We start from the raw sequence: 24,131 nt of genomic DNA on the forward strand, positions 1-24,131 counted from the left end.
ATTTTCCTATTATATGGACAATATTTCTGTAAATCAATCTTTTTTAAGTTTATTAATTAGGTAGTTAGTTAATTAGGTAGTTAGTATTGTTATTGGAACATAGGTAAAAAGAAAAAAGAGCTGTGCAGCTCTTTTTTCAGAATTATTATCTATGCATTTAATAACCTTTTCACACTAGCTATCCTTTGAATCAACAACCAGTCAATAAGCCCAACAACGATAAGTGATAGGCCGACTAATGGAAATAAAATACCTAACACGATAAGAATGATAAGCAGGATTTTCATATTCTTTATACTTGGTGCCTTTGGAGCTCCAAGGCCTTTGTTTGGCTTACGCTTCCACCACATATAGACACCGGAGAAGGCTACAAAAAGAGTGCCAAGGCAGATAAGTAAACTAATGAGCTGGTTAATGAAACCTAATTCTGTTCCTTTGTGCAAAGTAATACCAACAGCTATTATCTTTCCAAGAAGACCGTAGTTATCATAGCGGTAATCAGCTAACACTGCACCAGAATATTGGTCGATATGAATGGTTGCTTCGTCTTTTGCTTTCGGTGGAAAAGCAGACAGCGTATAGACACCTTCCTTAGAAGCTGGGAAAATAACAGAATAACTTGGATGCATGCCTTCCCGATTTGCAGTGGCTACTATATCATCAATGGATACGGGAATAAAGCCTTCCATATTTGACTCTGGTACTTCTAAATTTTCAGCTGCCCAAGGAACCTCTGCAATGTCCTTTGTCTTTATATTTGATGCAGGAGCATCGCCAATCCACACAGAGGGAGGATAACCTTCTCCTGTATTGGTAACTAAAGCTTGGAAATTAGTTCCCCAAAATCCGGACCAAGGCAATCCAGTCAAAATCAACAAAACAAGTCCGCCTGTAATCCAGACAGCAGGGACGGCATGTAAATCTCTTCTAAAAGTCTTTCGTCCTTTAGTTAATCGAGGTATAAAAGTGCCAGCAATTCTTAATTTTTTTTGCGGGAACCATAAGTATATTCCAGTTACTATTAACACTATAGTCCAGCATGATGCTAGTTCGACAATTCTGTCACCTAGAGTTCCAGCCATCAATTCGCCATGAATTTTTTCGATTAAGTCCATAACTCGATCATTACTGTTTAATTCTCCGAGTATCTTACCTGTATACGGATCAACAAATATGGTCAGTGATTCTTTTTGATAAGTTATGCTGACTTCACTGGAACGCGTTTTTTTTTCTCCAGGCCGATAGCTTGTAACCTCTGCTCCGGTATAGTGGTTTTTTACAATATTTAGCTGTTCAGAAGCAGGTATTCTCTCCGTTTTAATGGTTACCTCATTTAAGTCTTGATACAGTATTTGTTCAATTTGAGGTTTAAATAAGTAAACAGATCCAGTTACTGCCAATATAATTAAAAAGGGAGCAAAGATTAAGCCGGCATAAAAATGCCATCTCCATACAGTTTTATAGAGAGATGCTTTTGTTTGTTTTCCGTTTGTTTCTTCCAATTGTTGTTCAGATGTTTCAGACTCCACTTTTTCCTCCTAGTATACAAATGTTATTAAGGTCAATCTCTTGCTTATATCGGCTATTTTTATAGTTTGATAAACTATGTTAATGGAGAAGTGTTTACAAGAATTTACAAAATCTTAAAACAATCAGTAGTCTTTTCCGTTTATAATGAATATAGTTCCTAATTTCAGCATGTCTTGTTCGACCTTCCATTGAACAAACAATAGTAGAAAACCACCGGGCTAGTGTCCGGTGGTTTTTTTCTAAGAGGCATTATTAGTTTTTTCAAGCAGGTTATAAATAAATCCGTCACGTACAGATTGCGTACAGTATAGGAAATAAGGAGATTGTGTCATCTCCATTAAGATAGAGATAATCTGCACTGCTGGTATGATTATATCTTTTCTCTTCTTGGATAGTCCCTTAATATTGGCACGCTCTGTTACACTTAATGAGGATAACTCTTCATATACATGATGAATATCCTGTATGGACATATTTAATGAATTTTTCTTGCATTTAGCTTTATGTATGCGTGATAAATTTTTAGCACTTCCGCCAATCCCGATAACAGGAAGTCCTGCTTTGGACAACCATGGGAGAGTTTGAAGCTGTTCGACAAGATACGCTTGAAGCCGCTCCGTTTGCTGTGCTGTCACATTTTCACCTTTTGTGAATTGGTCGTTTAAGTTGACTGCGCCAAAAGGGAAGCTGTGGTATTCGACCATTTGGCGGTTTCGGAACAGGGTAATTTCGGTGCTTCCGCCGCCAATATCAATGGTAATGCCATCTTGCAAATCTGTTGCTTGAATGATGCCAAGAAATCCAAAATACGCCTCTTCATAGCCGCTTAGAATCGAAAAAGGTATACCTGTTTCCTGTTGAATCTCTGCTAAGACATCCTCTTTGTTGGCTGCATTGCGGATGACAGCTGTCGCAAAACCAATAATTCGGTTCACTCCACTTTCCTCGCCATGTTTCTTAAACTCTTTTAAAATTTGCAAGGTAAAGTCTATTCCTTCTCGTGTAATGTTACCTTGACTATTTACGTAGCTGATGAGACGTGCAGCCACTTTGACGCGCTTTGCTTCTTCCGTTTTTACTAAGTTGTTTTCAATTTGATAGATAGCAAATTGAATGGAATTTGAGCCGAGATCAATGATGGCAATTGAGTTATCTTTCAATTATCGAATCCTCCCTTTGTAATTGTTAATATGTATATCTTATAAGAAAATGTAAAGAAAAAATATTAAGCTTTTGTAAAGTATGCCTATCCATTGTACCCCTAAGAATCCGATAATAATCTTACATTCTGGAAATCTTGCATATATCTACAAATATTTACAAAAATTTTACAAAGTAACCTGATATTCATCTGAATATTCGTGGTATTCTTATTATAGAATATTAGCAATAATTGTTAAGGGGATGTAAAAATGCAAACTCATCATGAGCAATGGAGCACCACTAATTTAGATAAACCTTCCTATTACAATAATCGAGAGTTGAGCTGGCTGGATTTTAACAGCCGAGTGCTGGAAGAAGCTGTGGATGACCAGAATGCTTTATTGGAAAGATATAAATTTTTATCGATTTTTAGTTCAAATCTGGATGAGTTTTTCATGGTGCGTGTCGCAGGACTGATCGATCAAGTAAAGGCTGGGTTTAACAAACCCGAAAATAAGGCGGGACTTACCCCAAAAGAACAGCTATGTGCTATTTCTCAAAAAGCCCATTTACTAGTAAAAAAACAAGATGAAGTATATCGAGATTTATCAGGAATTTTAGACAATGAACAGGTGAGCATCATTACAATTGATCATGCTGCACCACAGGAATTGGATATTCTGGAGGATTTTTTTGATGAACAAGTGTACCCTGTTCTGACGCCAATGGCGATTGACGCTTATCGTCCATTTCCAATGCTGTTAAATAAATCTCTAAATCTAGCAGTAATAATTGAAGAGAAGTCGCTGGAAAAGCGGAAGGAGCAGGAGCTGAACGGCAACTTAGTGATTGTGCAAGTTCCGGCTGTTATGGACCGCTTAGTTGAAATAACGCAAAAAGGAAAGCAAAGAAAGTTTGTCCTTTTGGAAGAAGTGATTTCCCGTTTTATTTATAAATTGTTTACAGGCTATAAAGTGGAATCTGTCACTTCCTTTCGAATTACCCGAAATGCAGACTTAACTATACATGAGGACGAAGCAGAAGATTTATTACTGGAAATTGAAGAAGAGCTGAAAAAACGAAAACGGGGAGCTGCTGTCCGTCTAGAATACCAAATGTCTCAAAGCAATCAAGGGGTTATAGATTATCTTAGAAAAGTGCTTGAGATACATTCAAAGGATGTTTATGTTGTCCAAGCTCCTTTAGACTTGACGTTCTTATTTTCATTTTATAAGAAAGTCGCAGCCACTCATGAACATTTAACAGCAAGAACCTTTATTCCTCAGCCTTCTGTTGATTTAGAAGGAGAAGGAGACATGTTTGAAAAGATTGCTGACCATGATGTTTTACTGCATCATCCTTATGAGTCTTTCGAACCAGTTGTGGAGTTTATGTCACAGGCAGCAGATGATAAGAATGTATTGGCAATAAAGCAAACCTTATACCGTGTCAGTGGAGATTCGCCGATTATTGAAAGTCTTAAACGAGCAGCGGAAAATGGAAAACAAGTAACTGTCCTAGTGGAGCTCAAGGCCCGTTTTGATGAGGAAAACAATGTTCAGTGGGCTAAGGAATTAGAACAAGCCGGCTGTCATGTTATATATGGAATGACGCATTTAAAAACCCACAGCAAGATAACTCTTGTTATCCGCAGGGAAAAAGGTAAAATTCAACGTTATGTTCATTTGGGAACAGGAAATTATAATGATGCCACAGCCAGAATTTATACTGATATGGGGCTTCTGACAAGCAATGATAAAATAGGCATTGATGCCATCAATTTCTTTAATTATTTAAGCGGATATATGGAAAAGCCATCTTATCATCATTTATCTGTTTCACCTTATGGTATTCGGGATACGTTCATTGAGCTGATTGACAGAGAAATTGCCTATCATAATGAATATCAAAATGGCAGAATTATTGCAAAAATGAACTCTTTAACAGATAAAATAATTATTAAGAAATTGTATGAAGCATCGATTGCTGGTGTAAAAATTGACCTCATCATAAGAGGAGTATGCTGCCTGCGTCCCGGTATTGAAGGAGTCAGTGAAAATATTAAGGTTCGAAGTATCGTAGGAGAATTTCTCGAACATACGAGAATTTTTTATTTCCATCAAAATGGGAATGAAAAGGTATATTTGTCATCAGCTGATTGGATGACGCGCAATATGGAAAACCGAGTAGAGATACTATTCCCAATTTTAGAGAATCATTTAAAAGAGAGAATCCATGAATGCCTGCTTCTTATGCTTCAAGACAATTGCAAGGCTCGCGAGCAAGATCGCAATGGCAAGTATAAATATGTGCCAAGAACCAATGGAGAAAGACATATAAACAGCCAGAGGATCTTTTGTGAAGAAGCCATTCAATATAGGACCAAAATTAAAACAGCAAACTTGGAAACTATGAAGAATCGCACAAAGTTTTCAAGTTTAACAGACTCCTATTTTTTTCGTCTTAAAGAAATTGTTCCATTACTAAAGAGATAATCTACAGAGCATTCCTTATTTAAGAGGAATGCTCTTTTTATTGAAATGAAATGGTTGTTTATCAATAATAATAAAATAAAAAACAATATTATTTTATTGTAAAACGATAAATACTGTGGTAAATTAAAAACACATTAATTAGTGAGGTGTTTTTTGGTGAACAAAGTGTCAACGCTGTTTTTAAAAATAGCTGTAATTTTTATTGGACTTCCAATTCTTGCTTTATGTATCTTTGCGGTTCCAGCTATCGGGAGATTTGCTGAAGAGCTGCTGCCGGATATTGCCTTTATAAAATTTCTTGTTATCGCCTTTTTTTATGTTTCGGCAATTCCTTTTTATATCGCTCTATACGAGGCATTTAAATTATTAACTTATATTGATAAAAACAAAGCCTTCTCAAAAATATCAGTGAAATCCTTAAAGGTAATTAAATTTTGTGCCATTACAATAAGTGGCTTATTTGTACTAGGATTGCCGCTCTTTTATTTCGTTGCAGATGCTGACGACGCACCAGGAATAATAATTATTGGCTTAGTTATTATATTTGCCTCTTTGATCATTGCGGTCTTCGCCGCTGTTCTGCAAAGGCTTCTTCAAGAAGCTATCGAGATAAAATCAGAAAATGATCTAACGGTCTGAGGTGAAAAAAATGGCGATTATTATAAATATTGATGTAATGCTAGCAAAAAGGAAAATGAGTGTTACCGAACTTTCAGAGAAGGTTGGAATAACGATGGCTAACCTGTCTATATTGAAAAATGGAAAAGCGAAAGCGATTCGATTGTCAACGTTAGAGGGGATTTGTAAGGCATTAGATTGTCAGCCTGGAGACATTTTAGAATACAAAAGTGATGAAGATACAGAGTAGATAATAATTTTTAGCAGGAGGCTGCTCATGAATGTAACAATTGAAAAATGGAGACAAAGATCAGCGTTGAAGCAATTGCTACTTTTTGGTTGGGAGCAGGCTCTGTCATGCTTGTTTCCAGTCGTTATCTTTGCCTCCTTGGCAGTTACACAATATTTTCCGCTTCCCTTTCTGCCAAGGTATGACTGGCTGCTGTTAATCTGCCTGTTTATGCAGTGGATGATGGTACGGTCTGGAATGGAAACAAAGGATGAGCTAAAGGTTATAACCTTATTCCATATTATCGGTCTTGCCCTTGAACTGTTTAAGGTGCATATGGGCTCGTGGTCTTATCCTGAAGAAGGATATTCTAAGATTTTTGGAGTTCCGTTATACAGCGGCTTTATGTATGCAAGTGTAGCGATTTTTCTGTGTCAGGCCTGGAGAAGGCTTAAGGTGGAGCTTATTAAATGGCCGCCATTTTGGGCAGTGGTTCCACTCGCATTTGCGATTTACTTAAATTTTTTCACCCATCATTATTGGATCGATCTGCGTTGGTGGTTATCTGGATTAGTTTTAATTGTTTTTTGGAAATCATGGGTAGTCTACGTGGTGGATGGAATTCGTTACCGCATGCCACTATCACTGTCCTTTGTACTGATTGGTTTTTTTATATGGATAGCCGAAAATATTGCCACTTTCTTTGGAGCTTGGCAATATCCAAATCAAAGAGAAGCATGGAGCCTTGTTCATCTTGGCAAGGTAAGCTCATGGCTGTTATTAGTGATAGTAAGCTTTTTAATTGTTGCAACACTCAAGCAGGTTAAAGGGAAGAGTACAGAATAAAAGTGGAAAAGGCAGCATATTTTGCTGCCTTCAGCTTGTCGCTAAAGTTATGAGATTGGTTGGAGCGGTAGGGGGGAGACTGTGCGTGAACAGAGAAAAAGCGGCTCGGCGCATTAACCACTGCATCAAAAAACTAATCATCCTGTTGTAACAGGACAGGAGATATCTACTGCCTAATAGGCTGAAGACAATTATCAAGATTAAGTGCAGTCTATTTTATTCTATTTCAGAAAGTACTTTTTTTAGTAATGCTGGCGGTAAGTCATAACTTAATCGTCCATTAAGACTGCTATGAAGTTCAATGGTAATTTGCCTTGAATCTTTATTAGCCTTTTTAACTCTCAGTACCATTCGTGGGTCTGTATATATTTCAACTGTATTTTCCCTTTGTTTTATTGTATGTTCCCCATATTTTTTTATCATGGAACTTCCTCCTATTAGACTGCAGCGATTGCAGTCTTCTTTTATCAGCATTCTTTTTATATTATACATAAACTACCTTCAGTTGAAGGCTGTGGAATTAAATTTCATTATTTGGAAAAATTCCATTATCGCTTTATGAAATCTTAGTAAAACGGAAATAATAACACTATATAAATATAAAGAGTCTTGGTCAGAATGTGATGGTGTTCATAATGAATTTCCAGAAATATATATTGTTAGCTGTTATTTTATTATCCGCTGCAGGGTGTTTGGCAATTATCCGATTTGACTGGAAGCGATACGGTCTTATTTATTTAATTAGTGCAGTTACAGGGAACTTGTTATGCTTTTCTTTAACGTATATAGGATTTTATACTTTTTTTAACTATTTGCTTGAAGATTATTCGATAACTCCAGTGCTGCTCGTTTCCACACTTTTTCCATTGATTGCTTTATTTGCAATAAGGTATAGTCCAAAACTATGGATTTGGAAAATACCTTTTTATTGGGGAATTATCCACTTAGGATTAGTTGGGGAAGTTATCTTAAAAAACTCTGTTATCTTTAAATTTGAAGCGGAATGGGATTTGTGGGACAGTTATACGCTTTGGTGGATAAATTATTTGTTATTTGAGTTATTAGGCGGAAAGATCGTACCACCAGAAAAAAGAAAACCATTGAATGCTGAGTCCTTTCGATATGGTGCATGGGCTTGGATTTTACTGCATTTTATATTCATCACAACGATATTTTTAGCAGGTATATATGTGGGAGTAACTGTCTTTAAATAATAGAAATCATAAAAAATGATTGTCAAGATTTTTAGAGCATGATACTATTAGTTGAAATTAAATCCCTTTAATCTGGTCCAGAGAGTCCAAAAAGGCGAAAAGTGAACTCATACATATTCTTTCATGATGTCTATGACTACCCTTTTGTCCTTTGGATGAAAGGGTATTTTTTATAACTATACTTTAATTAAGTCCTGTGAGGCTTGAAAGGAGAACGACAAAATTGGATTATCGCAAAAAAACAGTAGTCGCATCAGTAGCCGGATTGACATTAGAGGGCATGGATATTATGTTTATTTCCTTTGCAATGTCAATGATTATCGCAGATTTTCATATTGATATGGCTGCAGGCGGACTAATTTCCTCAATTACTAACATAGGTATGCTTGCTGGAGGAGTTATCTTCGGCATATTGGCTGATAAATTCGGGAGAGTCAGGGTCTTTACGTACACTATTCTTCTATTTGCAATCGGGACAGCATTAACAGGTCTGGCGCAGAATATTGAACAAGTATATATCTTTAGGTTTATTGCAGGTCTTGGTGCAGGCGGAGAATATGGTATTGGCATGGCACTTGTGGCGGAAGCTTGGCCAAAGAATAAACAAGGGCGCGCTTCTTCTTATGTAAGTGTAGGTGCCCAGTACGGTGTTATTTTAGCAGCCTTGCTTAGTGCGATGATTCTTCCTGCATGGGGATGGAGAGGGTTGTTCTTCGTTGGTTTGGCACCAGTAATCTTTGCCTTTATTGTTCGCAAAAAGCTGGATGAATCACCAGAATGGCTGGCTTCACAACAGAAAAAGCAAGCTGTGAAAAAGGAAGGGAAACTAAAGCAATTATTTGCTAGCCCTAGAATTACTGCAACAACCATTGCATTAGCTGTGATGGCAACTGTGCAAATTGCCGGATATAACGGTCTGATGATATGGCTGCCATCCATGCTGCAGCAATCTCAAGGACTTTCTGTTTCAAGCTCTGCCCTTTGGACAATCAGCACAGCAGCTGGAATGATTGCTGGGATGCTGACATTTGGACAATTTATTGATCGTCTTGGCATGAAGCTCTCATACGGAATCTTCTTATTCGCTTCGGCAATTGCGGTATTTCTTTACTCCTTTGCATCAGGCAGTATCGGTCTATTAGTAGGCGGCGCGATTGTAGGCTTCTTCTCGAATGGAATGTTTGCAGGGTACGGCGCATTAATCAGCAAGTATTATCCAGTAGAAATACGCAGTACAGCAACAAACACAATTTTTAATTTCGGAAGAGCTTTAGGGGGATTATCTCCAATACTAGTAGGTTATATCCTACAGCATGCCAACGTAACAGCGGCAATGGGATATTTGGCCCTGCTTTACTGCATTTCCTTCATTGCGATGCTTAGCTTGCATAAAAGAGCAGGAAGTGAAAGTAAACTTAAACCTTTAGCAAAAACAGTTTAATATGGAAACAAGCCATTCTCCGCATTAGAGAATGGCTTGTTTATTTTTTCAGAGAAGAAATCAGCTGTGGCCGACTATTGCATGCGGAACGTAAGGCTCTTCAAGGAAGGTGATGTCTTCAGGTGTTAGTTTAACATTCAAGGCACCAGCAGCATCCTCAAGATGGGACAGCTTTGTAGCACCGATAATAGGTGCTGCCACTTGTTCTTTTTGCAATATCCATGCAAGTGCAATGTGAGTGCGAGGAACACTATATTTTTCTGCCAACGATGCGACACGCTCAATAACTAAGCGGTCTGCACTCGATGTAGCATCGTATTTAGACTTCTGAATCTGGTCTGTCTCTGAGCGATGTGTTGTAACAGACAAGTCACGGGTTAATCTTCCAGAGGCGAGCGGGCTGTATGGAGTAATCGCTATTTTTTTTTCCTTGCATAGTGGCAGCATTTCTCGTTCTTCTTCACGGTAAATAAGATTTAGATGGTTTTGCATGGACACAAATTTAGTCCAGCCATGTTTTTCCGCTGTATGCAATGCTTTTTGGAACTGCCAGGCAAACATGGCAGACGCGCCAATATATCTTGCTTTTCCTGCCTTTACAACATCATGCAAAGCTTCCATCGTTTCTTCAATAGGGGTATGATAATCCCAACGATGAATGATATACAGATCCACATAATCTGTTTCTAATCTTTGCAGACTTTTATCCAATTCACTCATAATTGCTTTTCGAGATAACCCAGAACCATTAGGTCCTTGGTGCATTTGACCGTGTACTTTCGTCGCGATAACAACCTCATCACGATTAGCATAATCCTTTAAAGCGCGCCCAAGAATTTCTTCACTGGAACCAAGTGAATATACATTGGCTGTATCAAAAAAATTAATTCCTAAATCAAGGGCCTTCTTAATAACAGGGCGGGAGTTCTCCTCATTTAAGACCCATTGATGCAGCCACTTGCTGGCATCACCAAACCCCATACATCCAAGACATAATCTAGATACATCTAATCCTGTATTACCAAGCTTTACATACTCCATTTGCTTCTTCCTCCCTGTCTTTATGTGATATAGGATTATTATCGCATAAAGCAGGTGAGGTCTTTAGCCCAATACTATCAAGTGTTTGCCTAATCCTCTCATAAAACTAAATGAACAGCAGAAATGTTTCTGCTGTTCATGTTTTCATTATTCTAAAATTCGCATATGCAAATTAGTCAAAGATTGACCTGTTGCAGAAGCGGTTAAGTTTGCTTCTAAGTCAAAGCCTTCAACCGGTTCTATGCGGGAAAATTTAAGCAAAAAAGTCTCTAGCACAATTCTCATTTCCAGGCGGGCGAGCGGTGCTCCTAAACAGAAATGAGGTCCATTGCCAAAGGTAAGGTGTTTTTTGTTGTTTGACCGGTGAATATTTAGCGTGAAGGGATTTTCGAACATATTTTCATCCATATTGCATGCACTCATCCAGGCAATCACGACATCCCCTTTTTTCAGCTCTACACCTAATAGATTGTTATTCTGTTTAACAGTCCTGTCTCTTCTTGACAAGTGAAACCGATAACGGAGCATTTCCTCGACTGCATTTGGGACGAGCTCGAGATTGCTCCGCAGCTCTTCGTATAAGGCTTCATCATCATACAGCAATGAATAGAAGGTATTAGCAATGGCATGACTCGTAGTTTCAACGCCTGCACCTAACAGCACCATTGTAGCTTGGACAATTTCTTCATCAGTAAACCTGTCTCCATCCACTTCGGCACGGATGAGGTCGGAGATAATATCATTTGTTAAATTTGTCCGTTTTTGAACAACAATCGGATAGAGGAATTGAAAGTATTCCTTGGCAGCCTGTTGCTTCTCGAGTTCAATATCCGCTAGCCGCTGTCTGTCGTACGGCTGGAAGAGAATATCCACCCATTTTTTGAACTGATGACGATTGTTAACTGGCACACCAAATAAATCAGCGATAACAAGACTAGGGAAAGGGGCAGCTAGAGCTTCAACAATATTAACAACATCGTTCGCTTTTATATCATCAACCAGTTCTGCGGCAATCTGCCTGATTCTAGGTTCCCATTCTTTTAAGCTCCGAGGAGTAAAAGCAGAGGCTAACAGCGACCTGCTTTTTCTATGCTGCGGAGGATCAAGATTGGTGATGTTTATTGGTGATGGTTTATCGGAATTACTTTCGTTCTTGGCTCCAACAAAAATCGTTGTTCTAGTACCGGCGCTGGAAAAATACTCATGGTTGCTTAACACTTCTTTGACATGCTCATATTGAAACACATTCCATGTATTGGTTTCCTTATGAAAAAAAATAGGATGCTCCTTTAGCATTTTTTGGTACCAGGCAATCGGAAAAAATTCGTCTGTACGTGATTGGAAATTGGTGATTTCTTTAATGGGGATTACTTCTTTTACCATTTTGCAGTTTCTCCTCCTTTAAATAGATCAAATGTTTTTATATAATCATGTCCGTTTAGCATCTGTAACTGCTAACAGCATGTCATTCACGTTGTTGTGCGAGAAAAGCATGTGCGTCTATTTCTACTATACTCTAATTTGAGTAGTAAAAAGTAGCGATTACGATGAAAATTAACAAAAATAGGTAAAAAATCCTGAAATCTTAAACTAGCAAACTTGTTATTGTAAGCGTGTTCTTTTATAATCAGGAAAAGATGTTAGAAAAAACTAACTTGGTTATTTTTAGGAGTGATTTAGTGGATTTAAATAAGTATATATCCGGAAAAATTTCTCTAAATGATTATGTTCATCGTATAAACCAGGGTGGAGCTGCTTTTCATGTTCATTATTGGGGAGTTATGCCTAAGCATTATGATAATCAGCTGCATAAGCATTCTTTTTTCGAAGTATGCTTTGTTGTCGAGGGAGAAGGCTTTTATATCGATGAACAGTGCAGTTATCCGCTCCAAGGTAACACCATCTTTTTATCAAGACCAGAAGTGCCACATCAAATAAAAAGCGAGCAAGGACTATCACTCTTGTATGTAGCCTTTGAACTAATGGAATCAGAGTCGACAGAAAGCTGGGTTAATATAATGAATTCAGCTAAAAAATGCGCACCGGTGCTTTTACATAATAGTGATACAGAGACCGGCTATTTGTGGAAATCTCTGCTTATTCAGGCTACAAAGCATAAGCATGAATTCTTTGAAGAGATGCTAGTTACTATTGCCGGTTCGCTTATCATTTCGATTCTACAGGATTTTGTTCCTGATTTGAATAAAAGCAGTCAGAAAGAAGAGCCAGATCAGCATTCTGATCTTCTTACACAGGCACGCCTGTATATTCATGATAATTTATCTAATTGCTTAAAGCTGACAGAAGTAGCAAGGCATCTGCATATATCTGGAAGACACTTGTCTAGGGTTTTTGTTTCTGAATTAGGTATGAGCTTCTCGAAGTATGTGCAAGATGAAAGGATTAAGAAAGCGAGCATGCTGTTAAAAAAGACAAATTTATCATTAAAGGAAATTGCTGAAGAGACAGGATTTATGAATGTCCAATATTTTACGAGAGTTTTCACCTCGATGATGCAAACCTCACCAGGGCGGTTTAGATCAATGTTTATCAATATACATACAACAACATATTCTGATACTTGACCTCCATGAAAAGGGAGGTCTTTATTTTTTCTGAGTGGAAAGATGTCTTAAAAGTATAAAAACATGTCTTCAAAATTTAAATACTATTCATTAAATCTTTACTATAATTACATACGTAAACACAGTGTTAATGTATGAATGCGAACAATAGTGAAAACGTATTCAATTTGGATGGATTTAAAAAGGGAGGAAGGCATTCAATGAAATTATCTTATGTAACGGACAGTATGGCACATTTATCCTTTGAGGCAATGCTTGATGAAGTAGCTGAGCTTGGAATTGATACTATTGAAATGACGACAGGGGGCTGGTCTCCTGCACCACATTTAAATCTTAATGAACTATTGGAAAGTGAGCAAAAAAGAAACCACTTCTTGAATAATCTTGAGAAACGCAATATAAAACTATGTGCCTTGAATTGTTCTGGCAACCCTTTGGATCCAGGCGAATTAGGAAAGCAGCATCGAGAAATCACCGATAAAACGATGGAATTGGCAGAGCTATTAGGAGTTAAAAAGGTCATTATGATGAGCGGCCTGCCTGCTGGAGGTCCGGAAGATAAAGTTCCTAATTGGATTACCTATACAGTCAGCTGGCCGCCGGTATTAAAAGAAATACTAGATTACCAGTGGAATGAAGTTGCGATTCCTTATTGGAAGGAACTTGTGAAAAAAGCAGAATCATGTGGTGTTGAAAAAATTGCACTTGAAAATTTCAGCTCACAATTAGTCTATAATCCTGAAACATTATTTAAACTCCGCAATGAAGTTGGTCCAATTGTTGGTTTAAATCTTGATCCTAGCCATCTTATCTGGATGGGTGCAGACCCAATTCTAGCTGCCCGAGAACTAGGAGTGGCGATACATCATGTTCACGGCAAAGATGTGCGAATCGAAAGACATCTATCTGCTGTTAATGGCATTTTGGAAACAAAGGAAATAACAGATGTAGCCAATCGGGCTTGGAATTATGTAGCTGTCGGCTGCGGGCAAGACTTGCAGTGGTGGAAAGAGTTTTTCTCTGTTGTGAAGATGATGGGATATGACGATGAAGTTTCTTTAGAAATGGAAGATTTGACGATGTCCGTAGAGGCTGGAATAAAAACATCAATTGATGCTCTGCAGCAAACGCTGAGTTTTTAATAATCATACCAATTTATATCTGAATATTCAAAATAAAGGAGTGGTTAAAAATGTTAAATGGGGAGAAAAAAATAGCAAGACCGATACGTTGGGCAATGGTAGGAGGAGGCCGACTTGGACAGGTTGGTTATAAGCATAGAATAGGTGCATTGAGGGACAATACGGCATTTGAATTGGTTGCTGGCGCCTTTGATATTGAGCCAGCAAGAGGGAAGGAGTTCGGCATAAATTTAGGGGTGGCGGGAAATCGCTGCTATCCTGATTATAAAACTATGTTTGAAGAGGAAGCCATGCGAGAGGATGGAATTGAGGCTGTTTCCATTGCCACCCCAAATGGAACACATTATGAAATATGCCGTGCTGCACTCGAAGCAGGGTTGCATGTTATTTGTGAAAAGCCGTTGTTTTTTTCATCAGCAGAGGGTGAAGAGATTAAGAGACTTGCAGAGAAAACAGGCAAAATTATCGGGGTGACATATGGCTTCTCTGGAAATCAAATGCTGCTGCAGATGCGAGCAATGATTGAACAAGGAAAAATCGGTGATATTCGAGTTGTTGATTTGCAGTATACACATGGTTTTAATTCAAATGATAAATCAGATAAAACGAGTGCTGCTCAAAAATGGCGTATTGATCCTAAGGTAGCAGGACCAAGCTTCGTTTTAGGAGATTTATCCACACATACGTATTATATGTCCCAGTTGATTATGCCCGACATGAAAATAAAAAGGCTGCTTTGTGATCGTCAAAGCTTTATTGAAAGCCGTGCTCCACTTGAGGATAATGCTTTTGTACTCATGCAGTACGAAAACGGAGCAGTTGGCAGGCTGTGGACATCCTCCATTAATGCCGGCTGTATGGATGGTCACAGAATCCGGATAGTAGGGACGAAGGCAAGCTTAGAATGGTGGGACAGCAAACCAAATGAATTGAGATATGAAGTTCAAGGAGAACCTATTCAGACTTTAATTCGAGCAATGCCTTACTTGGATGACGCTTGCAATGCTGATGAGAGATTAGGTGCACTCCATCAGGAAGGCTTATCAGAATCCTGGGCAAATATTTACTTGAAGTTCGCAATTGCCATAGATGCGAAAAACCGCAATGATGAAGAAACATTAAATAGTCTAGTGTATCCGGATATTGATGCTGGAATTGCAGGCATTCGCTGGATTGAAAATTGTGTTCGTTCTGCAGATAACGGTGCCGTTTGGGTAGAATATGAAAATCAACAAAAGCTTTCGTCCACACATTAATTGGGTTCTTAGGCAGGGGGGAGCAGTTAATCAGACTGCTTCCCAACAATCCCTATCAACAGCAGCAGGTTATAAATGTAAGCGCTTTATATAGTTTGGAGATAAACCTCTCAATCGTAATTCCAATATTGTATAAAGGAGTAATCAGTATGACAAATATAGAGATGTCTGAACAAATCGTTCAAGCAAAGCCTCCCAAGCAAAAAGATCCGAAAAAATTTCTGAAGCGCATAACAATTGTGTCTACATTTGGAGGACTTTTATTTGGATATGATACAGGGGTCATAAACGGGGCACTCCCCTTTATGGCAGACAAGGATCAATTAAATTTATCACCTTTTACAGAAGGGCTTGTAGCAAGCTCATTAGTATTAGGAGCAGCCTTTGGGTCCATTTTTGGCGGCCGCCTGGCAGATAAGAAGGGCCGTCGCAGGGTTATCTTATATCTTGCTGTGCTGTTTTTCTTTTCTGCAGCTGGCTGTGTTATCGCACCAAACACAGCTGTTATGGTTGGTTTCCGTTTTCTGCTCGGGCTAGCAGTCGGCGGGTCTTCTGTTGTAATTCCCTCTTACTTGGCTGAGATGGCTCCCTCTGACAGACGCGGAATGCTCGTTACCCAAAATGAATTAATGATCGTTACAGGTCAATTTTTAGCATATATATTTAATGCTCTAATTGGAAATATATTTGGAGATACAGGGCATGTATGGCGATATATGCTAGTTATTGCGACATTACCCGCAGTTGCCTTGTGGATTGGTGTGCTCATCCTGCCTGAAAGTCCTAGGTGGCTGGCTTCAAGGGGCAGATGGGCAGAAGCGCTAAAAATCCTTAACAAAATTCGGACAGAAAGCATTGCCGAGCAGGAAATGAAGGAGATAAAAGCAAATCTTTCTGCTGAACAGAAGCACAAAAAGCTGGGTTTTCGTGATTTAGGAACTCCATGGATTCGAAGAATTGTATGGATAGGAATTGTGCTTGGATCAGTTTCCCAGCTAGTCGGCATCAACTCTATCATGTATTACGGAACCCAAATTCTTGAAAATGCTGGGTTTGGCACTAAAACAGCTTTAATCGCCAATGTCGCAAATGGCTTGATCGCTGTGATTGCGGTTATCGTTGGCATGTCGCTGTTGAACAAAGTGAATAGAAGACCCATGCTGCTTACGGGCTTGATAGGCGTTACTGTTGCTCTCATTTCCATTGGAACTTCTGCACACTTCCTGGAGGGTTCAGCAATGCTCCCATACATCGTTTTATCAATGACAGTCTTATATTTAGCGTTTTTCCAAGGTGCAATTGCCCCATTAGTATGGCTTATCCTTGCGGAAATTTTCCCAATGCGGCTCCGTGGAATAGGGATGGGGCTGGCAGTGCTGTTCTTATGGCTTTGTAATTTTCTAGTAGGATTGTTCTTTCCTGTACTGCTTGCAGGTATTGGACTTTCTGCGACCTTCTTCTTATTTGCCTTGTTTGCCATTATAGGTGTGATTTTTGTAGCTAAAGCTGTGCCTGAGACAAGGGGACTTTCCTTGGAGGAAATTGAAGATAATTTTAAAAGCAAGGAATTTAGTTAATATAAAGAATCCCTGCTAAAGCAGGGATTCTTCACAATTACATATAGAAAAATAGTTTAATTGTCTGCTTCTTGTTGTTTGATCCAAGCATCAATATGGTCCAGATTAAATAGCATCGTATCCCCTATAAGCCGTTGATGGGGAATGGTTCTGGCCTTGATTAATCCGTTGACATCTTCCTCAGAAAGGGGATAGCTCACCGATTGCAGGTAAGCAATTAGATTTTGTATTCCAACTGCCTTTCTCAAAAAATCACCTCCCACAAATGCCTCCTTACTAATTCAAATAAAGAGACTTCAGTATGAGGTATTTTTTAAGACTCGGCTGCTAATTATATACCCAAAAAAATATTGTTGAAAACTTTTTTACCTTGGTAACAAGGGAGTTCTGACAACTGTCTAATAGACGAAGATACCTGCTAAATATAGATAATTTACAAATTTATTGAATGATATTTAGGAGAGAACTCAACATATGTTTTGCCTGTTCACTCTAACTTTTTATAAAAATCCGGTTGACATTATTTAAAATTAGCAATATAGTAAAACACATCTTAACTAACAAAAACCGAATATACCACTTCTTATCCAGAGAAACCGAGGGATCAGGCCCTATGACGTTTCGGCAACGGGTTTAATAAACACCGTGCTAACTCCTGCAAATGTGTGACAACACATTTGAAAGATGAGAATGAGGATTTATAATTAAAGCCCTCTTTTTTCTTCTGGATATAGGAAAAAAGAGGGCTTTTTGTTGTTGATTAATGCAAAGGAGAGTGAATAGATTGATTGAATTCAGTCAAGTGGCGAAAACATTTGTATTAGGCAAAAGGAAAGTGGAAGCAGTTAAAGATGTTTCCTTAACTATTCAGAAAGGAGAAATTTTCGGAATCATTGGTTTTAGCGGTGCGGGCAAAAGCACATTGCTGAGACTTGTAAATCAGTTGGAAAGCCCGTCTAATGGATCAATTAAAATTCAAGGGGAAGATTTATCAAGCTTCAGTGCAAAAGAAATACGCAAACTAAGAAGACGAATCGGCATGATTTTTCAAAACTTTAACTTGTTTACCTCTAGAACAGTAGCTGGTAACATTGCTTATCCTTTAAAGTTGGCAGGCAAGCCAAAGGCGGAAATAAAGGAAAGAGTCGATGAGCTGTTAAGATTCGTTGGGCTGACAGATAAAGCGAATGACTATCCGGAACAGCTTTCAGGTGGACAGAAGCAGCGGGTCGGCATTGCGAGGGCACTTGCTAATTCGCCGGATATCTTAATCTGTGATGAAGCTACTTCGGCATTGGATCCTGACACGACGGCAGACATTCTACGGCTTTTAAAAAAGGTAAATAAAGAGTTTGGAATCACCATTTTACTTATAACACATGAGATGAATGTCATCCAAACTATATGTGACAAGGTTGCTGTTATGGAAAACGGTGAGGTCATCGAAACTGGCAATGTGTTTGATACGTTTACAAATCCACAGCATCCGACAACAAAACGGTTTATCCAATCCGTTCAACAAGATCGTCCGTCTGATTCGCTGCTTCAGCAATGGAAACAGAGTGGCGGAAATAATCTTTATCGAGTTATTTTCAAAGGAGAACTAGCGAATACACCATTGCTTTCACAAATATCACGTAAGAACAATGTGGATGTCAATATTGTTTATGGCTCTGTTCAAGAACTGCAAGAGAAGTTTTTCGGCAATTTACTAGTTTCCTTCGAAGGGGAAGCAACAGCTATACATACAGTCGTTTCCGAATTAGAGAAGACTGTCACAATTGAGGAGGTGATTATAGAATGAAGGTCGATTGGACGACGTTTTGGCCACGAATTGTAGATTCGACAGGCGAAACCATTCTAATGGTCATTATGACTTTGATTTTTGGTTCAATTCTGGGTATTTTGATAGGTTTACTTTTATTTGTAACAAGAAAAGGAAATATTCTTGAAAATAAGCTTGTATTTCAGTTGCTGAATATACTCATTAACATTATCAGACCGATACCTTTCATTATTTTCCTAGTAGCAATAAGCCCGCTCACTCGGACAATAGTAGGAACAACAATCGGTACATGGGCAGCAATTTTCCCGATGACGATTGCCGCTGCATTCGGTATAGCTAGGGTAGTTGAAAACAATCTTATCAGCATTGATCCTGGTGTCATTGAGGCAGCGAAGGCAATGGGTGCAAGCCCGCTGCAAATCATCTTCACTGTGTTAATACCAGAAGCGTTAGGACCGCTGATTCTCGGTTTAACCTTTGTGACCATCAGTTTAATAGATTTTTCCGCTATGGCAGGAACTGTTGGCGGCGGGGGATTAGGATATGTTGCCATGACGTACGGCTATCAGAGATTTGATGGCAGTGTCATGCTGGTAACAGTTATCATCCTGATTCTGCTCGTTCAGGTTGCACAATGGATTGGAAATACATTATCTAGAAAAATTATGCGCAGATAAATAAAAAAGAAGAGGGGAAAAGAACATGAAAAAATTAGTGAAACTTTTTGTTGTATTACTTGCTGTGTGGGCACTTGCAGCATGCGGAAATGAGTCAGCTTCAGGAGATTCGAAAACAGTTAAAGTAAAAATCGGGGTAACAGGCACAGATGGTGAGGTATGGCCGTTAGTTAAAGAAAAGGCGGAAAAAGAAGGGATAGAAATAGAACTAGTTGAGTTCTCAGATTATACGCTTCCGAACCAGGCGCTTGCTAACAAGGAAATTGATATCAACTCATTTCAGCATATTGCTTTCCTAAGCCAGTTCGCAAAAGAAAATAATGCTGATTTAGTACCGATTGGTGCTACAGTCATCGCTCCAATGGGAATTTACTCTGAAAAAATTAAAGATGTTAGTGAACTAAAAAAAGGTGATAAGATTGCGATCCCTGATGATCCATCAAATCAGGCTCGTGCATTAAAGCTGCTTGAATCTGCAGGATTAATCAAACTTTCAGATGACTTCGGACTGTTTGGTGACCCAACTAAAATTGTGGAAAATCCGAAAGACCTTGATATTTACCCAGTTGTGGCACAACAGACTCCACGTGTCTTACCAGATGTGGCAGCATCTGTAATTAATAACGGTGTAGCTGGCCAGGCTGGATTCGATCCGGTCAAGGATCCAATTTATTTAGAAAATGCGGATGACGAAAGTGTTCTTCCATATGTAAATGTGTTTGCAGCACGTGCAGAAGATGCTGATAATGAAACATTCCAGCGCATAGTCGAGATTTATCATGAAGAAGACGTGATAAAAGCGGTCGAAGCAGATACAAACGGCGGCTCCATTGTAGTCGACACACCGAAAGAAGACTTAGTGAAACAATTTAAAGGATTGTAGGAGGAGATAAAATGGGCAAAGTGTACAATGGCTTAGACGTGATTAATCATTCTGTTGACAGCAATAAGGATCTTTATGTAGAAACCAGTCAAGCGATTCATTCAAGACCGGAAATCGGCAATCAAGAGTTTTTTGCAAGTAAAACCTTAGTAAATTTATTGGAAGAGGCGGGTTTTGCAGTAGACACAGGAGTGGCTGGCCATGAAACTTCCTTTTACGCAGTAAAGGACAGTGGGGTGTCTGGTCCGACAGTTGCTTTCCTTGCAGAATATGATGCACTACCAGGTCTTGGCCATGCTTGCGGTCATAACATTATTGGAACAACTAGTGTTGCCGCAGGAATTGCACTTGCCGAAACACTGTCAGAAACAGGCGGCCGTGTCCTTGTTCTCGGAACACCGGCAGAAGAAGGCGGACCAAATGGAAGTGCTAAAGGCAGCTTTGTGAAACATGGCTATTTAAAGGATGTCGATGTTGCCTTAATGCTCCATCCTGCTGGGAAAACTTCCTTGACGAGTGAAACACTTGCTGTTGATCCTCTAGATTTTCATTTTTACGGAAAAGCCGCACATGCTGCAGGCTCACCTGAAAAAGGCATTAATGCGCTTGATGCTGTCATCCAGTTATTCACAGGCATTAACGCATTAAGGCAGCAGCTAACTTCTGATGTGCGGATACATGGAATTATTACACATGGCGGCGATGCTCCTAATATTATTCCTGAGTATGCATCTGCACGCTTCTTTATCCGCGCTGAATCGTGGAAAAAAACGGAAGAGGTTGCCGTGAAAGTTCGTGCCATTGCAGATGGCGCTGCATTAGCAACAGGTGCGACTGTAAAAGTGGAAAGATTCCAAAATGAGGTAAAGGATTTTGTCATTAATTCTGTATTAGATGATATTCTTAAAACGGAGCTAGAAGCGGTTGGCGAAGTTGTTTCTGTGGAAAAATCAACAGGCAAAGGTTCAACCGATGCTGGAAACATCAGTTATGAAGTTCCGACTGCTCACGGACATATTAAAATAGGGCCAGATGATTTGATTGCACACACAAATGAATTCAGAGAAGCGGCTCGTTCTAGTATTGGCAATGAAGCCATTACTAAAGGAGCAAAGGCACTTGCTGCAACAGGTTATCGTTTGCTGAAGGACTCTGTGCTGCTTCATCAAGTCAATAAAGCTTTTAACACAGCAAAACAAGCGAAAAATTAATAACATCAATATGTAATCTTGTTAGGAAAGACAAAAGCTCTGGGCATTTGCCGTTTCTTAAAAATCTATTATTCATATAATCATATTGAGGATATCGTCCATTCTCGTTTCAAGAAGCTTTCAATAGCGCTTGGATCCATCATCATATTATTATTTCTTTAGGTGCTCCCTATTTTGGAGCACCCTTTTTGTATATTTTATAAATATTATGTTGAAAAGAAATCGAAAATAAAATTTTTAAATTGGATGGAAGCAGGGGAAAGATATCGCCCATCTACCCAGGCTAAAGCAATAATTCGTTCGTAATCAGGAGGATCAATCGGTATTTTCACCAAGTGATTCAGGCTGGTGTCTTTCATATCAGGAAGGATGGATATCCCCAGTCCTGCTGCGACTAAGCCGGCAATCGTGTCTGGTTCATCTCCCTCAAAAGCTATTAATGGTTGAATTCCCGCTTCCTTAAACATTGCCTCTGTCAAGATTCGCATAGCGTACCCCTTTTTTAGCAGGATGAATGGTTCATTTATTAGCTGAACTAATCTTATACTGTTAGACTGTGCAAGATTATGTGCCTTTGGTACGTAAACGAATAGCTGCTCACTAAAAAGCTTGGACCATGCAATAGGAGTGTGTATTTCAACAGGACTTATTAGACAAAAATCTAGTTCTCCTTTTTGCATATCTTCTAATAAGGAGTGCGAAGGGTTTTGCTTTAAAGCTATATTAATAGCAGGAAACTCACTGCGAAAAGCAGCGATTAAATCAGGAATTAAATTAGTGCTTAATGTGTGCAGAAAGCCAAAGGAAACAGTTCCTCTGCCAGGTTCAAGTAATTCGTGTATCTCTCTTTTTCCGAGTTCAAACTCCAGCATCATGGAGTCAACGTGCTTTAAGAACAGCCTGCCGTATTTGTTAAGCTTGATGGAACGGCCTTGCCGTTCAAATAGCGGTGCCCCTATTTCTTCTTCAAATCGTGCGATGGAGCGACTTAATGCCGGCTGTGTAATAGAGAGTGCTTCAGCAGCTTTTGTGACATGCTCCATTTGGGCGAGGGTTCGGAAGTATTCAAATTGTTGCCATTCCATTATTACAACTCCTTCTCTTATTACATATATGCATCGAAAATATGATTATTATGAATTATACATCATTATTAGCAGGTGTTAACATGAAGAGGAAAAAGTATAGAGGGAGTTGTACAAAAGAGATGGCTTACATAAATTATGGAACACCTTTATTTCGTAAAACTAGCATTGCGTTTTTTGCTGCAGGATTCAACACATTTGCCATTCTGTATTGTGTACAGCCATTAATGCAGGAATTTTCATCAGAATTTAAGTTGTCTGCTACTATGGCAAGTTTGGCTCTGTCTGTAGCAACTATTTGCTTAGCCGTAAGCATGCTCCTATTTGGATCATTATCAGAAGTATGGGGGCGAAAACCGGTTATGGTTGCCTCCATGCTGGTTGCCTCCATTTTATGTTTGCTGACTGCGTTCAGCGCCAATTATTACTATTTGCTTTTCTTACGGGCATTAACGGGAATTGTTTTGGCTGGAGTGCCTTCAGTGGCGATGGCATATCTTGGTGAGGAAATGGAATCCAAAAGTCTAGGAAAAGCGATGGGATTGTATATTAGCGGTAACGCCGTTGGTGCAATGGGAGGAAGAATTATTTCAGGTATTCTAAGTGAATTTTTCAGCTGGCATGCTGCAATCGGCGGCATAGGGGTAATAAGCATTGCTGCTACTCTTTCTTTTGCCTTAACTCTGCAGCCTTCTCGAAATTTTCAAGCGCGTAAGCTTAACATGAACGTTTTAGGCAGGTCTCTAATAAACCACTTAAAGGATCCAGGACTGCTTTGTTTATATGGTCTTGGTTTTTTATTGCTTGGAAGCAATGTAGCGCTGTTTAACTATATTGCCTATGTGCTCACAAGTAAGCCATATTCTTTGCAGCAAGGTGTAGTCAGCTGGATTTTTCTATTATTTATTATTGGCATGTTCAGTTCGATATGGATTGGCAGGCTTGTGGACCGCTACGGACGACATTATATCTTAATTGCGAATCTCTTTCTAATTATAATAGGAGCTTTGTTGACACTGCATGTGGGCTTTTGGGTCTGGAAGATAATGGGCTTAGCACTGACTACTTTTGGTTTTTTCGGTGGCCATTCGATAGCGAGCGGCTGGGTCAGCCAGAGAGCAGCTGCTAACAAAGCCCAAGCTTCTTCTTTGTATTTGTTTCTGTACTATACAGGTTCAAGCATGGGTGGAACACTTGGCGGAGTTTTATGGTCTCACCTTGGCTGGAGCGGTATCGTTATCATGGTTATTGCGTTTACTTTTATCGGCATTGTGCTCGCAGCAGCCCTTCTCAAAATCACTGGATTCACGAAACCTGCAGCCAAGTCGAAACAGCTGCATATTTTCAAATAAAGGGTGCTAGACTGGCTGCA

The 24,131-nt window shown here is 39.1% G+C and carries 22 protein-coding genes and 1 riboswitch; of the genes, 15 read left to right on the plus strand and 7 right to left on the minus strand.

Going from position 1 to position 24,131, the window contains the following annotated elements; genetic code table 11:
• Positions 1-149: 149 nt before the first annotated feature.
• Positions 150-1,529, minus strand: coding sequence for a PepSY-associated TM helix domain-containing protein (locus tag M3600_RS14360; RefSeq protein WP_251646496.1), 1,380 nt, complete (start codon positions 1,527-1,529; stop codon positions 150-152).
• A 240-nt stretch (positions 1,530-1,769) separates the two neighbouring features.
• On the minus strand, positions 1,770-2,690 hold the full coding sequence (locus M3600_RS14365) for a Ppx/GppA phosphatase family protein (RefSeq protein ID WP_251646498.1): 921 nt from the start codon (positions 2,688-2,690) through the stop codon (positions 1,770-1,772).
• A 252-nt stretch (positions 2,691-2,942) separates the two neighbouring features.
• Here M3600_RS14365 and M3600_RS14370 point away from each other — a divergent pair, with 252 nt between their 5' ends.
• The 4 genes from M3600_RS14370 to M3600_RS14385 all read left to right on the plus strand — a co-directional run bounded on the left by M3600_RS14370 (position 2,943) and on the right by M3600_RS14385 (position 6,861).
• Positions 2,943-5,168, plus strand: coding sequence for an RNA degradosome polyphosphate kinase (locus M3600_RS14370; protein WP_251646500.1), 2,226 nt, complete (start codon positions 2,943-2,945; stop codon positions 5,166-5,168).
• A 156-nt stretch (positions 5,169-5,324) separates the two neighbouring features.
• Positions 5,325-5,807, plus strand: a complete 483-nt coding sequence (locus tag M3600_RS14375) for a DUF2975 domain-containing protein (protein WP_251646502.1) — start codon at positions 5,325-5,327, stop codon at positions 5,805-5,807.
• 10 nt (positions 5,808-5,817) lie between these two features.
• Positions 5,818-6,036 (plus strand): helix-turn-helix domain-containing protein, encoded by a 219-nt coding sequence (locus tag M3600_RS14380; protein WP_233318218.1) that lies wholly within the window; start codon positions 5,818-5,820, stop codon positions 6,034-6,036.
• A 27-nt stretch (positions 6,037-6,063) separates the two neighbouring features.
• Positions 6,064-6,861, plus strand: coding sequence for a DUF817 domain-containing protein (locus tag M3600_RS14385; RefSeq protein WP_251646504.1), 798 nt, complete (start codon positions 6,064-6,066; stop codon positions 6,859-6,861).
• 216 nt (positions 6,862-7,077) lie between these two features.
• On the opposite strand, the gene M3600_RS14390 is transcribed toward M3600_RS14385, so the two are convergent.
• Positions 7,078-7,284, minus strand: coding sequence for a hypothetical protein (locus M3600_RS14390; RefSeq protein WP_233318212.1), 207 nt, complete (start codon positions 7,282-7,284; stop codon positions 7,078-7,080).
• 212 nt (positions 7,285-7,496) lie between these two features.
• Between M3600_RS14390 and M3600_RS14395 the strand changes: the two genes are divergently transcribed.
• Positions 7,497-8,075: a CBO0543 family protein gene (locus M3600_RS14395; protein WP_251646506.1), complete on the plus strand. Its 579-nt coding sequence runs from the start codon at positions 7,497-7,499 to the stop codon at positions 8,073-8,075.
• Between the two features lie 223 nt (positions 8,076-8,298).
• Positions 8,299-9,516, plus strand: coding sequence for an MFS transporter (locus M3600_RS14400; protein ID WP_233318208.1), 1,218 nt, complete (start codon positions 8,299-8,301; stop codon positions 9,514-9,516).
• 60 nt (positions 9,517-9,576) lie between these two features.
• Here M3600_RS14400 and M3600_RS14405 read toward each other — a convergent pair whose 3' ends face one another.
• The gene (locus M3600_RS14405; protein WP_251646508.1) at positions 9,577-10,557 is read right to left on the minus strand and encodes an aldo/keto reductase; all 981 of its coding nucleotides are present in this window, start codon (positions 10,555-10,557) and stop codon (positions 9,577-9,579) included.
• Positions 10,558-10,704: 147 nt separating this feature from the next.
• Complete coding sequence (locus tag M3600_RS14410) at positions 10,705-11,940, minus strand: cytochrome P450 (protein ID WP_251646510.1); 1,236 nt, start codon at positions 11,938-11,940, stop codon at positions 10,705-10,707.
• 296 nt (positions 11,941-12,236) lie between these two features.
• Here M3600_RS14410 and M3600_RS14415 point away from each other — a divergent pair, with 296 nt between their 5' ends.
• From M3600_RS14415 to M3600_RS14430, 4 genes are all read left to right on the plus strand, one after another.
• Positions 12,237-13,142 (plus strand): AraC family transcriptional regulator, encoded by a 906-nt coding sequence (locus tag M3600_RS14415; RefSeq protein WP_233318203.1) that lies wholly within the window; start codon positions 12,237-12,239, stop codon positions 13,140-13,142.
• 200 nt (positions 13,143-13,342) lie between these two features.
• Entirely contained in the window at positions 13,343-14,284 is a 942-nt protein-coding gene (locus tag M3600_RS14420) for a sugar phosphate isomerase/epimerase family protein (protein ID WP_233318200.1), read from the plus strand.
• A 50-nt stretch (positions 14,285-14,334) separates the two neighbouring features.
• Positions 14,335-15,540 (plus strand): Gfo/Idh/MocA family protein, encoded by a 1,206-nt coding sequence (locus M3600_RS14425; RefSeq protein WP_237943311.1) that lies wholly within the window; start codon positions 14,335-14,337, stop codon positions 15,538-15,540.
• 149 nt (positions 15,541-15,689) lie between these two features.
• Positions 15,690-17,117, plus strand: a complete 1,428-nt coding sequence (locus tag M3600_RS14430; protein WP_285854795.1) for a sugar porter family MFS transporter — start codon at positions 15,690-15,692, stop codon at positions 17,115-17,117.
• A gap of 56 nt (positions 17,118-17,173) precedes the next feature.
• On the opposite strand, the gene M3600_RS14435 is transcribed toward M3600_RS14430, so the two are convergent.
• Entirely contained in the window at positions 17,174-17,365 is a 192-nt protein-coding gene (locus M3600_RS14435) for a hypothetical protein (protein WP_233318195.1), read from the minus strand.
• Positions 17,366-17,697: 332 nt separating this feature from the next.
• Positions 17,698-17,808, plus strand: a riboswitch (SAM riboswitch).
• Positions 17,809-17,901: 93 nt separating this feature from the next.
• Here M3600_RS14435 and M3600_RS14440 point away from each other — a divergent pair.
• From M3600_RS14440 to M3600_RS14455, 4 genes are read left to right on the plus strand one after another with little or no spacing between them, the layout of a single operon-like run.
• Positions 17,902-18,921, plus strand: coding sequence for a methionine ABC transporter ATP-binding protein (locus M3600_RS14440; protein WP_233318194.1), 1,020 nt, complete (start codon positions 17,902-17,904; stop codon positions 18,919-18,921).
• Complete coding sequence (locus tag M3600_RS14445; protein ID WP_237943309.1) at positions 18,918-19,580, plus strand: methionine ABC transporter permease; 663 nt, start codon at positions 18,918-18,920, stop codon at positions 19,578-19,580. Before M3600_RS14440 ends, M3600_RS14445 begins: the two co-directional genes overlap by 4 nt.
• Positions 19,581-19,605: 25 nt before the next feature.
• A complete protein-coding gene (locus M3600_RS14450) occupies positions 19,606-20,463 on the plus strand; it encodes a MetQ/NlpA family ABC transporter substrate-binding protein (protein WP_233318190.1) in 858 nt (285 codons plus the stop codon).
• Between the two features lie 11 nt (positions 20,464-20,474).
• Entirely contained in the window at positions 20,475-21,674 is a 1,200-nt protein-coding gene (locus M3600_RS14455) for a M20 family metallopeptidase (RefSeq protein ID WP_237943307.1), read from the plus strand.
• Positions 21,675-21,880: 206 nt separating this feature from the next.
• Here M3600_RS14455 and M3600_RS14460 read toward each other — a convergent pair whose 3' ends face one another.
• The gene (locus M3600_RS14460) at positions 21,881-22,759 is read right to left on the minus strand and encodes a LysR family transcriptional regulator (RefSeq protein ID WP_233318187.1); all 879 of its coding nucleotides are present in this window, start codon (positions 22,757-22,759) and stop codon (positions 21,881-21,883) included.
• A 122-nt stretch (positions 22,760-22,881) separates the two neighbouring features.
• On the opposite strand from M3600_RS14460, the gene M3600_RS14465 reads away from it, so the two are divergent.
• Entirely contained in the window at positions 22,882-24,111 is a 1,230-nt protein-coding gene (locus M3600_RS14465) for an MFS transporter (protein ID WP_233318185.1), read from the plus strand.
• Positions 24,112-24,131 lie beyond the last annotated feature (20 nt).

Source organism: Niallia sp. MER 6 (assembly GCF_023714395.1).
Classification (GTDB): domain Bacteria; phylum Bacillota; class Bacilli; order Bacillales; family Cytobacillaceae; genus Niallia.